This is a genomic window from Leucobacter holotrichiae (genome assembly GCF_055791005.1).
This window is the reverse complement of sequence record NZ_JBVUAC010000005.1, coordinates 1-13,905: the sequence shown is the minus strand read 5'-3', so window position 1 is coordinate 13,905 and position 13,905 is coordinate 1. Positions and strand designations below refer to the sequence as shown.

Here is a 13,905-nt window from a genome sequence, read left to right as displayed (position 1 = left end):
GCGGAAGACACACGCATGAATCTGGGATCGTTGCTCGAGTCCTCCGTGTTCGCGGAGGCGGATGAGGCGTTCGCCGCCTTCGAAGAATGGGCCTGGGAAGACCGCGGGCTGCGGCTGTACCCGGCGCAGGAGGAGGCGGTGCTCGGCATCGCGCTGGGCAGCAACGTCATCCTCGCGACTCCCACGGGCACCGGCAAGTCGCTCGTCGCCATCGGTGCGCACTTCGTCGCCCTCGCCGAGCAGCGCCGAACCGTATACACGGCGCCTATCAAGGCGCTCGTGAGCGAGAAGTTCTTCGACCTGATCGACGTCTTCGGAGCATCCAACGTCGGAATGGTCACCGGAGACACCTCCATCAACCCCGATGCACCCATCCTCTGCTGCACCGCGGAGATCCTCGCCAACCTCGCGATCCGCGACAAGGACGTCGATAATCCGGAGGCCGGTGGGATCACCCAGGTGATCATGGACGAGTTCCACTATTACGCCGACCCCGATCGGGGCTGGGCGTGGCAGGTGCCGCTTCTGCTGATGAACGACGCCCAGTTCCTGCTCATGTCGGCCACGCTGGGCGACGTCACCGAGCTGGCGGCCGACCTGAGTGACGCGACCGGGCGAGACACCGCCCTCGTGACCGGAGTGGAACGCCCGGTTCCGCTGAGCTTCCGCTACGAGGTCGCCCCCGCGCACGAGGTCGTCGAGCAGCTCGTCGAGAACCGCGAGACCCCCGCATACCTTGTGCATTTCAACCAGTCGCACGCGGTCGAGCAGGCGCAGGCGCTCGCGAGCATCCGCATCGTCGACCGTGCGGGTCGCGATGAGATCGCCGAGGCCATCGGAGGTTTCCGGTTCTCCACGGGATTCGGCTCCACGCTCTCACGCCTCGTGAGGGCGGGCATCGGCGTGCACCACGCGGGCATGCTGCCCCGCTACCGGCGACTCGTCGAACAGCTGGCGCAGCGCGGCCTGCTGCGTGTCATCTGCGGCACAGACACTCTGGGCGTCGGCATCAACGTGCCGATCCGTACCGTGGTCATCACAGCGCTCACCAAGTTCGACGGGGAGAAGATGCGGCGGCTCAGCGCCCGCGAATTCCACCAGATCGCTGGGCGCGCCGGCCGGGCGGGCTACGACACCGAGGGGGATGTGATCGCGCTCGCCCCCGAGCACGAGGTCGAGAACGCCAAGCTGAGCGCGAAGGCGGCGGCCAAGGCGGCATCGGGCAAGAAGGTCGGCAAGGGGCCGAAGAAGAAGACGCCGCCGCAGGGTTTCGTCGCCTGGAGCGAGCAGACGCTCGAGAAGCTCGTCTCCTCGCAACCGGAACCGCTGGTCAGCCGCATGCGCGTCACTCACTCGATGGTGCTCGGCGTGATCGGCCGCGGCGAGGAGTGGGAGGGCGAAGCCCTCAACACGATGCAGATGCTCATCTTCGACAGCCACGAGCCGAAGGCGCGTCAATACGCGCACGCTCGCACGGCCATCGAGATCTTCCGCACACTGCGCAACGGCGGCATCGTCGAGGTGCACGAGCACGTCGACGAGAGCGGTCGCACGCAGAAGCTGCTGCGGCTCACGGTCGAACTGCAGGCGAACTTCGCCCTGAACCAGCCGTTGTCGCCCTTCGCGCTCGCGGCGATCGAGCTGCTCGATCCCGAATCAGACGGCTACGCCCTCGACGTGATCTCGATCATCGAGGCCACTCTCGAGGATCCCCGTGCCATTCTGCGAGCCCAGGAGCATAAGGCCCGCGGAGAGGCCGTCGCCGCGATGAAGGCCGAGGGCATCGAGTACGACGAGCGCATGGAACTGCTCGAGCAGGTCACGCATCCGCAGCCGCTCAAGGAGCTGCTCGACGAGGCGTTCCACGAGTACACGAAAGAGGTGCCGTGGGCGCGCGACTACGAGCTGCGCCCCAAGGCGGTGGTGCGCGACATGGTGGAGCGCGCGTTCGGGTTCCGCGACCTGGTCTCCTTCTATCAACTGGGCCGCGCGGAAGGCGGGGTGCTGCGCTACCTCAGCGACGCCTATCGTGCGCTCGAGCGCACCATTCCCGAGCAGGCGAAGACGCCCGAGCTCGAAGAGCTCATCGACTGGCTCGGCGAGCTGGTGCGCCAGATCGACTCGAGCCTTATCGACGAGTGGGAGGAACTGTCGAACCCGGAAGCGGCCGCAGCGCACGCGGCCGAGCTCGCGCATGCAGCGGACAGCGAGGTCGTCGTCGCTCCGCCGACCCGCTCCGTGCTGCGCAACGAGCGGGCCTTCACGGTGATGGTGCGCAATGCCCTGTTCCGTCGGGTGCAGGCGGCGGCGTTCGAGCGCTACGAGGAGCTCGCCGAACTCGACGGCGGAGGTGCGCCGGGCACGGCCTTCGGCGAACAGGCGTGGCGCGACGCACTCGACGGCTACTACACCGAGTACGACGAAATCCGCGTCGACGCCGACGCCCGCGCCGCGGGGCTTCTCGAGATCGACCGCGCCCCCGAGACCGTGGCCGAGGGCGTCTGGCGCTTCCGGCAGGTGCTGCTCGACCCCGCGGGAGACCGCGACTGGGGGATCGAGGGTGTCATCGATCTGGCCGCGTCCGAAGCCGAGGGCGAGCCCGTGGTGCGGGTGCAGCGCGTCGGGCCGCACACCGGTTCCTGAGACGGGCAGCGCACGGCCTGAGGCCGGCGGTACTCCGGCTCCCGAGGCTCGACGTCCGGGAGGGACGCGACGCAGATCGCGGTGGCGCGGTGGTCTAATATGCATCTGTGACCGGGTGTTCCGGTGCAGATCACCCTCGCCGAGGCGAGACCCGCAGCATCTACCCCGATGCTGAGGGCTGAGTACGATCGTTCTACGTAGGCACGACGAAGCCGGGGGCACATGATTCCATACGCAGAGCGCACGCGAGTACTCGTGGTGATCGGTACTCGACCGGAGGCGATCAAGATGATCCCGGTCGTACGCGCCCTTCAGGACTCCGGCACATTTCGACCCGTGGTGATCGCCACGGGGCAGCACACCGACCTCGTCGACGATCTCATCCGCAAGGCGGGGCTCCGCGTGGACGCGAGTCTGCACGCCTCTCAGCCCGTCGACGGCGTGAAACCGTCGCTGAACGAGATGGTCGCCCGGATCATTGTGGGCATCGACCGGGTCTGGTCGAGTGAATCCGTTCCCGAGGAGTATCGGGCTGACGGGCGCCGCGAGGTCGGCGGCGCGGTCGCCTGCCTCGTGCACGGCGACACGAGTTCCGCCGCTGCCGCCGCGATCGCCTCGTTCAACCTGCGTATTCCGGTCGTGCACGTGGAAGCGGGTCTGCGCACCTCGGATCTGCTCTCACCGTTCCCGGAGGAGGGCAACAGGCAGCTCATCTCGCGCATCGCCGCGCTCCACCTCGCACCGACCACCACGAACAAGATGAATCTCGTGCGGGAGGGAGTCGACTACGATCGAATCCTCGTCACCGGCAACACCTCCATCGACATGCTGCAGTGGGTCGCGACGCAAGAGGGCGGCTTCGGTCCGGGGCTTGAGGAGCTCGAGACCGATCCTCGCCCTCGAATCGTGCTCGTCACGGCTCATCGTCGCGAGAACTGGGGGGAGGGTCTCGAGAACATCGCCGCAGCCGTGCGCGAACTCGCAGAGCGGTACCCCGAGACACGTTTCGTGGTACCGGTGCATCCGAATCCGGTCGCGCGTCGGTCGTTCATCGCGGCACTCGACGGGGTGCCGAACGCCCTCCTCGTCGAGCCTCGGGACTACGCCGACTTCGCTCGGCTCATGGGCGCAGCCCGAATCATCATTACGGACTCGGGCGGAGTGCAGGAGGAGGCCCCGGCGCTGGGCACACCCGTGCTCGTCGCGCGCGAGACCACGGAGCGGGAGGAGGGTGTACATGCGGGCACGCTCGTGCTCGTGGGTACCGATCCGACGCGGATCGTGCAGGAGGCGGTCAAGCTTCTCGATGACGACGACGAGCATGCGCGTCGTGCCGCGAAGCTCAACCCGTACGGCGACGGCCGCGCCTCCGAACGCATCGTGCAGGCCCTCGATAACATCTTGCGCGACGGACCTGTACCCGAGGAGCTGAACGGCGGGGGCCTGCGAAGCGCGGTGCGTCGTCGCTTCGGTCTCGATATCGCGGAGACCCATGTTTGAGCTCGCCGCAGAGCAGACCCCGTTCGAGCAGGAAGTCGAACGCACCTGGTACTTCCTACTCCACATGTACGACGGGCTGCCGATCTGGGCGGTGCCGATCTTCCTCTTCGCGCTGGTCATCGTGCTCAGCTCCACGGCCTCGCTGGCGATCCTCGCGGTGCGCGCCGGAAGGCAGCTGCGCCTGGGAGCCGGCGAGCGACGGGGCCAGAGCGGGGGCGACACGGAGAGCGAGTACCTGTGGGTGTTCATGGTCCCCGCGCTCAACGAGGAGATCACGATCGCCGACTCGGTGCTCCGGCTCGCGGAGGTCGAGGTGACGCACAAGCGGATTCTCGTCATCAACGATGGGTCCGACGATCGGACTGGCGAGATACTCTCCGAGATGGCGCTGCCCGAGCTCACCGTTCTCACCCGGGTCGCTCCGCATGCGCGCCAGGGCAAGTCGGAGGCGCTGAACGACGCGTGGCGCTACCTCCATCGGGTGGTGCTCGGTGAAGGCCCCTACCGGGGCTGGGATCCGCGGCGCGTCATCGTGGCGATCGTGGATGCGGACGGGCGCCTCGACCCTCAAGCGGGGAGAGCGGCGCGGCACTTCGACGATCCCGAGGTGGGCGGGGTGCAGTCACAGGTGCGGATCTACAATCGCGAAACCTTCCTCACGCTCGCCCAGGATCTCGAGTTCGGGGTGTTCGGCACGGTGTTCCAGCTCGGCCGCACCGGGTGGGGCACCGCGAACATGGGCGGCAACGGCCAGTTCAATCGCCTCGCCGCGCTCGACGAGATCGCGGTCGAGGACTCGACGGGACACGCCGGCCCCTGGCGCGCCGGGCGGCTCACCGAGGATCAGGACATCGGTCTCCGATTGATCCACGCGGGCTGGAAGGGTGCGCAGGCGTCGGACGTCACCATTTCGCAGCAGGGGCTGAACTCGCTACGCGCGCTCTACCGTCAGCGCACGCGATGGGCTCAGGGCGGTTGGCAGGTATTCGATCTGGTCGGCCCCACGATCCGCAATCGCCATGTGGGGCTCGTAGCCCGGTGGGATCAGTTCTGGTATCTGATGATGCCGGCGGTGCAGGCGTGGGTCGGGCTCTCGGTCGTGCTGAGCGTCGTGTTCCTGACGACCGGTATCGCCCGGCCGCCGCTCACAATCTTCATACTGGTGCTCGCCTACCTCTTCTCCGCGGTGCCCGGGGTCGCCGGCGTGCTGCTCTCGAGACGCCGCAGAGGGATCTGGCCCTTCATCGTCGGCGTCCTGGTCGCGCATCTCTACATCTTCTACTCGTGGCTCATCTACCCGGTCGTGTACCGTTCGCTGCTGCGCCAGATGTTCGGCGTCACGGGGTGGGCGAAGACTCGACGGGAGGCGATCGAGCCGACACCCGACGACTAGCCTGGAACCCATGAGCCTTTCGAAGCAGCAGTTCCTGTCAGTCGCAGACCACACCCTGCTGGCGCCCGGCACGACCCGCGAGGAGCTCGTGGAGTTTCTCGGGGCTGCCCGCGACCTGGGCGTGCGGCGGGTGTGCCTCAGCCCGTCGCTGCTGCCGCTCGATGCGGCGGATCGCGGGAGCCTCGAAGCGGTCACCGTCGTCGGCTTCCCCTCGGGTGCGCATCGCGCGGAGGTCAAGGCGGCCGAGGCAGTGCAGGCGGTCGCCGACGGCGCGGACGAGATCGACATGGTGCTGAATCGCAGGCTCGTGCGCGAGGCCGCCGCGGGGTCGGAGTGGGCCGCGGTGGAGGGTGAGATCCGCGCCGTCCGGGCAGCCTGCCCCGGGCTCGTGCTGAAGGTGATCATCGAGTCCGCCGCGCTCACCGATGCCGAGATCGTGGGGGCGTGCCGCGCCGCCGAGGCCGCGGGCGCCGACTTCGTGAAGACCTCGACCGGCTTCGATCCGGCGGGCGGGGCGAGCCTGCACGCCGTGCGCCTCATGGCCGAGACGGTCGGCGGGAGGCTCGGCGTGAAGGCGTCGGGTGGGATCCGCACGGCGGCCGCCGTGCGCGAGCTGTGGGCGGCCGGCGCTACCAGATTCGGAGTCTCGGGCACCGCCGCGATCCTCGAGGAGTGGGACGAGGAGGCCGATCCCGACCGCACCGCGCCTTCCGCGGGCTACTGACCCGGCTGCGCGCCCATCATCTCGACGGATCGGCGGGCTTCGCGGCCCCGACGGCGCCCGCGGCCCCGACGGCTTCGTCGAGCAGCGCGCGGATCCGGGCGCGATCCAGCCCGAGTCCCCGCAGACGCTCGGCGGCGTCGAGTGCGATGCGCCGGGCGGCTGCATCGACCGGATCCGCGCCGAGCGACACGAAGGTGCCCGCTCGGCCGCGACCCTCGACCACGCCCGACTCCTCCAGGGCTCGGTACGCCGCCGCAACCGTGTTGACGGCGAGACCCAGGTGAGCTGCGAGGGCGCGGATGGTCGGGAGCTTCTGTCCCGGGACCAGTCGCCCCTCGGAGACGGCCCGCACCGCGGCGTCGTGCAGCTGCCGGAACGGCGGGGCGTCGGACCCCGCGTTGATGCCGAACACCGTGAGCGCGTCGTGATCCCGTGTCTCCTGCGTCATGGCACCAGCATAGGAGCTGGGCGCCCGACCCCGTGACCCCCAGCGACCCGGCGCGCTCTCCGACGCGCGTGCCCCGCGCAGGCCGTAGAATCTCCCCATGCGCCTCGGAGTGATCGACGTCGGATCAAATACCGTCCACCTGCTCGTGGTCGACGCCCACCCGGGCGCGAGCCCCGTGCCGTACCACTCGCAGCGCTCGGTGCTGCGGCTGATGCGGTATCTCGACTCCGACGGGGCGATCGTGGAGGAGGGCGTACGCCGCATCATCGACGCGATCCGCGAGGCCGCCGATACCGTGCGCGAGATCGGCGTCGACGACATGATCGCCACCGCGACCAGCGCGATCCGCGAGGCCGCGAACGGTGAGGAGGTGCTCGCGCGCATCACCCGCGAGACCGGGGTGACCCTGCGGGTGCTATCGGGGGAGGACGAGGCGAGGATCACGATGCTCGCCGTGCGCCGTTGGCTCGGATGGTCAGCCGGCGAGATCCTGCTCTTCGACATCGGCGGAGGATCGTTCGAGATCGCGCAGGGCGCCGACGAGTACCCCGACGTGCAGGTGTCGCTGCCGCTCGGGGCCGGACGATCCACCATCAACTACCTGCCCGAGGATCCGCCCACGCGCGAGGCGGTATCGCGCCTGCGGGCGCATGCGCGGGCCGAGTTCACGCGAGCGCGCGATGAGTTCTTCGCGGACCGCCCCCGCCCCAAGCGCGTCGTGGGCACGTCGAAGACGATCCGCTCGCTGGCCCGGCTCGTCGGCGGGCCGTCCGACCCGGTGACCGGCGATCTGGCGCAGCTGCACTATGTGGGGTTGCGCGAGTGGGAGCCGACGCTGCGCGACATGCCGGGATCGGTTCGCGAGTATCTGCCGGGGATCACGCCCGAGCGCGGCTACCAGATCATGGCGGGAGCGGTCGTGCTGCGCACCGCGATGAAGGTGTTCGGAGTCGACACGCTCACGATCTCGCCGTGGGCGCTGCGGGAGGGCATCGTGCTGCGCTACATCGATGCGCTCGATGCAGTCGGCGTTGACGCGGCGCAAAGCGCTGTGTCGCCGACTGAACCGCTGCACACGGCAGCGAACAAACGCAGGCCGGTCTTGGAGCACGCTGGATCGCGGCTGGTCGTGGGTTCGGGATCGGTCGCGGGTTCGGGATCGGCGTGAGCGTCGAGGCGAATGCGAGCACCGCGGCAGCGGGATCCGAGATCGACTGGGAGGCGCTGCGGGCGGCCGCGATCGCGGCGCTGGATCACGCCTACGCTCCCTACTCGCAGTTCCGTGTCGGAGCCGCTGCGCTCGTCGACGACGGCAGGGTCGTTTCGGGATGCAACATCGAGAACGCGTCGTACGGGCTGACGCTGTGCGCCGAGTGCTCGCTCGTGTCGGCGCTGCACATGGGCGGGGGAGGAAGGCTCGTGGCGTTCGTGTGCGTGGATGGCGAGCGATCCACGATCATGCCCTGCGGGCGCTGCCGGCAGCTGCTCGCCGAGCATGCGGCGCCAGGCATGCTGATCGAGTCCGCTGCCGGAGTGCGAACGATCGACGAGGTGCTGCCGCTCGCGTTCGGGCCGCGTGATATCGGGGCGTAGCGCTGCCCGCCGGCTCAGTCGAGTGCGGAGACGGCGCCGCGGATCGCCTCGGCGAGCTGGCGCACCGCGGTCGACGGCTGCTTGCCGGCCCCGTCGGCGGGCGCGGCGATGAGCAGCGAGCGCACGAACGACGGCTCGTCGATGGGGATCAACGCGACGCCGGGGTGGTCGCGGGTGCTCGCGAGCCGGGGCAGGAAGCTCACCGCCATCCGCGCGGCGACCATGCCGAGCATGACCTGGAAGTCGTCGGTGCGGATCGCCACGTCGAGGGTGCGGCCGGCCTGTGCGAAGGCGTCGATCACGATCTTGTCCATCGGGTCGTTCCACGCCGCGGCGAACAGCCAGCGCTCGTTGTGCAGGGTGAGCAGCGCGGCTCGGTCGATGGTGGATCGCGCCGCGAGCTGGTGCCCCTCGGGCAGCGCGAGCATGAGCGGATCGCGCAGCACCTCGGTGGTGACGATGTCGGATCGGAACGACAGCTCGTGATCCGGCACCGAGTACACGATCGCCGCGTCGAGCTGCCGACGGTTGACGTGCTCCACGAGCTGAGGCACCTCCTCGAGCACCGCGTCGAGCTCGATCCCGAGTTCGTTCACCTGAGAGACGATCGACGGTAAGAGCCTCGCCGCGGCGGTCGGGAAGGTTCCGAAGCGCAGCCGCACCCGTCCCATCTGGGTGAGCTCGCGGGCGTCGCGCAGGGCCCGGTCGGAGAGGGTGAGGATCTCCTCGCCGCGATCGAGCAGCAGCACGCCGACCGGTGTGAGTGCGCTGCCGCGCGCGGATCGTCGGATCACGGCGTCGCCGACGAGCCGATCGAGGTTCTTGAGGTGGTAGTCGACGGTGGGTTGGCTCCAGCCGAGCCGACGCGCGGCACCGGTGACGGATCCCTCGGCGTGCACCGCCCGCAGTGCCTGGAGCTGGCGGAGATCGATCATCCATCCCATTATCCCATATCTGGCAGATCAGCAGATAGCACCCGAGTGTCACATATGGCATATGTGACTCCAGAGCGAAAACGGGGGTTCACGAACGCTCCCGGCTCCTTCACGATGGTGGAATGCTCCACGTCTCCGGCCACGCCGACCCCATCGCGCTCGAGAGTTTCGCGCAGGCGCCCGTCGCCGCGGATCCGCGCTCCCGCGACCGCGACGCCCTGTTGCGCCGCCACGCCGAAACCCCGTATGCCGACGCGCTCGACCGGTACATCTCGCACGCGCCCGTGCAGTTGATGGTGCCCGGGCACGGCGGGAGTGACCTCGGTCTGAGCGCGCGCCTCGCCGACTTCCTGGGGGAGCGAGCGCTGCAGCTCGACGTTCCCATGTTGATCGACGGTCTCGACCTCGGAGAGAACTCGCCGTTCGATCGCGCGCTCGAGCTCGCGGCTGAGGCCTGGGGCGCTCGCCGCACCTGGTTCCTCACGAACGGTGCCTCTCAGGCGAATCGCACCGCCGCCCTCGCGGCTCGCGGGCTCGGCGAGCACATCGTCTCCCAGCGCAGTGCGCACTCCAGCTTCAGCGATGGCGTGCTCGCGGCCGGCCTGATCCCGAGCTTCGTCTTCCCGTCGGTCGATGAGAACCACGGCATGGCGCACGGCGTCTCCCCGGCTGCCCTCGACGAGGCGCTCACCCTCGCCGAGCGCGAGGGCCGGCCCGCCTCCGCGGTCTACGTGATCTCTCCCAGCTACTTCGGCTCGGTCGCCGACGTGCGCGGTCTCAGCGAGGTCGCCCACGCGCACGGCGCTCCGCTCATCGTGGACGGCGCGTGGGGGCCGCACTTCGGCTTCCACCCCGAACTGCCCGAGTCGCCCGCTCGGCTCGGCGCCGATCTCGTGGTCTCGAGCACGCACAAGCTCGCCGGATCCCTCACGCAGTCGGCCATGCTGCATCTCGGCCACGGGCCCTTCGCCGACCGCTTGGAGCCGCTCATCGAGCGCGCATTCACAATGACGGCCTCCACCTCGACGAGCGCGATCCTGCGCGCCTCGCTCGACGTCGCGCGCCACGCGCTGATGACCGGCGAGGCGCAGATCGGCCGCTCCATCGAGGGAGCGAAGCGGTTCCGTCAGATGCTGCGCGACGACCCGCGCTTCGCGGTCGTCAGCGACGACTTCGGAGGCTTCGACGACATCGTAGCTACCGACCTGCTGCGCGTGCCCATCGATGTCTCCGCGAGCGGAGTGAGCGGGCACTGGCTGCGTCAGCGGCTCATCGACGTCGACGGCATCTACTTCGAGATGTCGACCGCGACCTCGCTCGTGGCCGTGATCGGCGCGGGCAAGACGCCCGACTACGACCTCGTGCACCGCGCGATGGTCGAGGCTGTGGAATCCGACGCCGCCGCGATCGAGCGCGAAGCGCACGCGGCCGCGGGATCCTTCCCCGCGCTGCCCGCACCCGGCAAACTCCGCATGGCCCCCCGTGACGGCTTCTTCGCGCAGACCGAGGTCGTGCCGGCCGAGGAGGCGATCGGCCGCGTCTCGGCCGACACGCTCGCGGCGTACCCGCCCGGGATCCCGAATCTCATCCCGGGCGAAGAGATCACCGCGGAGACGGTCGCCTTCCTGCAGGCCGTCGCAGCCTCGCCCACCGGTTACGTGCGGGGCGCCGTAGATGCTGCGGTGCGCACCTTCCGCGTCACACGCACGGCTTAGACTCAAACCCGATAACCGGGCCGCCCGGCCCGACCGCCCCGATACGACGACGACGTCTGGAGAATCATGTCCACACCGCAAACGCTGCGACAGCAGCTCTTCCGTGTGAAGCCTGTGCCGCGCGACGGCGGTGAGGGCGGCAGCAAGCTGAAGCGCAGCATCGGCCTCTTCCAGCTGACGCTCATCGGCGTCGGCGGCACGATCGGCACCGGTATCTTCTTCATCCTCTCCGAGGCGGTGCCGATCGCCGGCCCCGCGGTGATCTGGTCGTTCATCATCGCGGCCACGGTCGCGGGTCTCTCGGCGCTGTGCTACGCCGAGCTCGCGAGCAGCGTGCCGGTGTCGGGATCCTCGTACTCCTACGCCTACAGCACCCTCGGCGAGCTGCCGGCCATGGGCGTCGCGGCCTGTCTGCTGCTGGAGTACGGCGTCTCGACGGCCGCCGTGGCGGTCGGCTGGTCGCAGTACGTGAATCAGTTGATGGGCAACCTGTTCGGCTTCCAGCTGCCGCAGGCGCTGTCGGCCGCCCCCGAAGAGGGCGGCGTCATCAACCTGCCGGCCGTGATCCTGATCGCGATGTGCGCCTTTCTGCTGGTCCGCGGCACGTCCCACTCGGTCGTCGCGAACACCATCATGGTGCTCATCAAGATCGCCGTGCTGCTGTTCTTCGTGGCCGTCGGCATCACCGGCTGGAACGCGAACAACTTCGCCGACTTCGCGCCCTTCGGCTTCAGCGGCGTGATGACCGGTGCGGGTCTCATCTTCTTCTCGTTCGTGGGTCTCGACGCCGTGGCGACCGCGGGCGACGAGGCGAAGAACCCGCGCCGCAACCTGCCGATCGCGCTTGTCGCGGCCCTCGTCGTGGTGACGACGATGTACGTGCTGGTCGCAATCGCGGCGCTGGGTGCGCAGCCCACCTCCGAGTTCGAGGGGCAGTCGGCGGGGCTATCGCAGATCCTCGAGAACATCATCGGGGCGAGCTGGCCCGGTACCCTCGTCGCGGCGGGCGCGGTGATCTCGATCTTCAGCGTGACGCTCGTGGTGCTCTACGGCCAGACCCGCATCTTGTTCGCGATGTCGCGCGACGGCATGGCGCCCAAGATCTTCCAGAAGGTCAACCCGCGCACGATGACCCCCATCGCGAACACCATCATCGTGTCGGTGATCGTCGCGATCCTCGCGGGCGTGCTGCCCATCAACTTCCTCGCCGAGATGACCTCGATCGGCACGCTCGCCGCGTTCACTGTCGTGTCGATCGCGGTGATGGTGCTGCGCAAGCGCGAACCCGATCTCGAGCGCAAGTTCCGCGTGCCGCTGTACCCCGTGATCCCCATCCTGTCGATCATCGGCTGCCTCTGGATCATCAAGGATCTCCGCCCCATCACCATCTTCGTCTTCCTGGGGTGGACCCTGGTCGTGCTCGTGTGGTGGTGGTTCACCGGCCGCAAGAACTCGGTGCTCGGCGAGCAGCTGAAGACCGGTCTGATTCGCCTGGTCGGCCCGGGCCGCTACCGCGAGGGCGACGCCGAGCGCGCGGCCGAGCACCTCGAGACCGGCACGCTCCGGATCCCCGATGTGACCGAGGGCGACCCCGTGGTGAGCGCAGGGGAGCCGGGACCCGCAAGCGGTTCGGGATCCTCGCCCTCCGACGGCGGCACCGGGAGCCGACGATGAGTGTCGTCGTCGGCGTCGCTCCCGGGCACTGCTCGCACGCGGCGGTGAGCCTCGCGGTGCTGCTCGCACGCTCGTCGCGCCTGCCTCTCGCGGTCGTTTCCGTGAACGCCGCCGGCTGGCCGCCGCAGCGTCCGCTCAGCGGCGTCGACGGAGAGTACCAACGCTTCGTGCGCGAGCAGGCGGAGGCCGCGCTCGATGAGGCGCGGGAGCTCGTGCCCGACGACATCGATGCGAGCTACCGCGTGCATGACGCGTCGAGCGCGCGCCGGGGCCTGCTCGAGGCCTGCGAGCAGATCGGCGCGCAGCGCCTGGTGGTGGGCGCGAAAGACGACGGCGCCGATGGCGAGGTGGTAGTCGGCTCGGTCGTGACCGGGCTGCTGCAGAGCGCGCATCTTCCCGTGGCCATCGCTCCGCACGGCTTCTCTGCCGCGCCGGGGGCCAGACTGGAGCGGGTGACGGCCGCCTACAGCGGTTCGGAGACCTCGGCGGAACTGGTGCTGGGGGCGGCCGCGATCGCCGCCGAGGCGGGGGAGGGGATCCGCATCGCGTCCTTCCACACCCGGCCGCGCGCGTTTCTCACCGCCAGGGTCGGCAACGATGTCGAAGACGAGATCATCGCCGACTGGGAAGCCAGGATCCGCGAAGACGCGGGGGCTATTCTCGACGGCATCGAGCGGTTCGAGCGGCAGCCGGCCTCGGTCGAGGTGGTCGTCGGTTCGGATGACAGCTGGGGCTCCGCGCTGCGGGCCATTCCCTGGCTCGACGCCGAGGTGCTCGTGGTCGGATCGAGCAGTCTCGGTCCGCTGGCGCGCATCTCGCTCGGCTCGCACGCCGTGAAGATCGTGCGCCACTCGCCGGTGCCGGTGGTCGTCGTGCCGCGGCGGGCCACGGACGAGTACATCGCGCAGGGGCGGCACGCCGGCCCGGTCGGCTGAGTTTCGCTGCTGTTCACCCCCCGGTCGGCTGACTTTCGCGGTTGCCACCCTCTCCCAGGTAGGAGATCCGCCCCTGTGCGGGCGTTTCTTCCGGGGCGGGTTCAGGGGGTCGTGTGAACACCGGTGTGTTGATCGTTGCTGAGTAGCTTAGTCAGGGCTTCTGCTGGGGTGTGCCAGTCCAGGGTTTGTCTGGGGCGTCCGTTGAGTTCCGCGGCGACTTGATCAAGATAGTTCTGGCGGAACCTACCCCCATTTCTTGGACACGCTAATCCAGCATCGCGCTGGAGAAAGCGAGAATGTCAGCGATGGCAAAGAACAACTACAGCGAGGACTTCAAGCATCGCG

11 protein-coding genes and 1 pseudogene are annotated in these 13,905 nt (G+C 69.0%); 9 read left to right on the top strand and 3 right to left on the bottom strand.

The genetic code is table 11. The features are described from left to right. The first annotated feature begins 15 nt into the window (after positions 1 to 15). From AC0KXF_RS07850 to deoC, 4 genes are all read left to right on the top strand, one after another. Complete coding sequence (locus tag AC0KXF_RS07850) at positions 16 to 2,643, top strand: DEAD/DEAH box helicase (RefSeq protein WP_473108648.1); 2,628 nt, start codon at positions 16 to 18, stop codon at positions 2,641 to 2,643. Between the two features lie 222 nt (positions 2,644 to 2,865). After that, entirely contained in the window at positions 2,866 to 4,143 is a 1,278-nt protein-coding gene (gene wecB / locus AC0KXF_RS07845; protein ID WP_473108647.1) for a non-hydrolyzing UDP-N-acetylglucosamine 2-epimerase, read from the top strand. Continuing rightward, positions 4,136 to 5,536: a glycosyltransferase gene (locus tag AC0KXF_RS07840; RefSeq protein ID WP_473108646.1), complete on the top strand. Its 1,401-nt coding sequence runs from the start codon at positions 4,136 to 4,138 to the stop codon at positions 5,534 to 5,536. The genes wecB and AC0KXF_RS07840 overlap by 8 nt, the downstream gene beginning before the upstream one ends. 10 nt (positions 5,537 to 5,546) lie before the next feature. Further along, positions 5,547 to 6,260 (top strand): deoxyribose-phosphate aldolase, encoded by a 714-nt coding sequence (deoC, locus tag AC0KXF_RS07835; RefSeq protein ID WP_473108645.1) that lies wholly within the window; start codon positions 5,547 to 5,549, stop codon positions 6,258 to 6,260. A 16-nt stretch (positions 6,261 to 6,276) separates the two neighbouring features. On the opposite strand, the gene AC0KXF_RS07830 is transcribed toward deoC, so the two are convergent. Beyond that, positions 6,277 to 6,708: a GntR family transcriptional regulator gene (locus tag AC0KXF_RS07830; protein WP_473108644.1), complete on the bottom strand. Its 432-nt coding sequence runs from the start codon at positions 6,706 to 6,708 to the stop codon at positions 6,277 to 6,279. A gap of 97 nt (positions 6,709 to 6,805) precedes the next feature. On the opposite strand from AC0KXF_RS07830, the gene AC0KXF_RS07825 reads away from it, so the two are divergent. Further along, positions 6,806 to 7,876 (top strand): Ppx/GppA phosphatase family protein, encoded by a 1,071-nt coding sequence (locus AC0KXF_RS07825; RefSeq protein ID WP_473108643.1) that lies wholly within the window; start codon positions 6,806 to 6,808, stop codon positions 7,874 to 7,876. Next, complete coding sequence (locus tag AC0KXF_RS07820; protein WP_473108642.1) at positions 7,873 to 8,301, top strand: cytidine deaminase; 429 nt, start codon at positions 7,873 to 7,875, stop codon at positions 8,299 to 8,301. The genes AC0KXF_RS07825 and AC0KXF_RS07820 overlap by 4 nt, the downstream gene beginning before the upstream one ends. Before the next feature lie 14 nt (positions 8,302 to 8,315). Here the strand turns inward: AC0KXF_RS07820 and AC0KXF_RS07815 are convergent, their stop codons facing one another. Next, complete coding sequence (locus tag AC0KXF_RS07815; RefSeq protein WP_473108641.1) at positions 8,316 to 9,236, bottom strand: LysR family transcriptional regulator; 921 nt, start codon at positions 9,234 to 9,236, stop codon at positions 8,316 to 8,318. Between the two features lie 122 nt (positions 9,237 to 9,358). On the opposite strand from AC0KXF_RS07815, the gene AC0KXF_RS07810 reads away from it, so the two are divergent. From AC0KXF_RS07810 to AC0KXF_RS07800, 3 genes are all read left to right on the top strand, one after another. Continuing rightward, positions 9,359 to 10,951, top strand: a complete 1,593-nt coding sequence (locus AC0KXF_RS07810; RefSeq protein WP_473108640.1) for an aminotransferase class I/II-fold pyridoxal phosphate-dependent enzyme — start codon at positions 9,359 to 9,361, stop codon at positions 10,949 to 10,951. A gap of 66 nt (positions 10,952 to 11,017) precedes the next feature. Beyond that, entirely contained in the window at positions 11,018 to 12,625 is a 1,608-nt protein-coding gene (locus tag AC0KXF_RS07805) for an amino acid permease (protein WP_473108639.1), read from the top strand. Next, the gene (locus tag AC0KXF_RS07800) at positions 12,622 to 13,560 is read left to right on the top strand and encodes a universal stress protein (protein ID WP_473108638.1); all 939 of its coding nucleotides are present in this window, start codon (positions 12,622 to 12,624) and stop codon (positions 13,558 to 13,560) included. Before AC0KXF_RS07805 ends, AC0KXF_RS07800 begins: the two co-directional genes overlap by 4 nt. A gap of 101 nt (positions 13,561 to 13,661) precedes the next feature. On the opposite strand, the pseudogene AC0KXF_RS07795 reads toward AC0KXF_RS07800, so the two are convergent. Beyond that, positions 13,662 to 13,802, bottom strand: a pseudogene (locus tag AC0KXF_RS07795) (IS30 family transposase); the annotation flags it as partial. Positions 13,803 to 13,905: the final 103 nt, after the last annotated feature.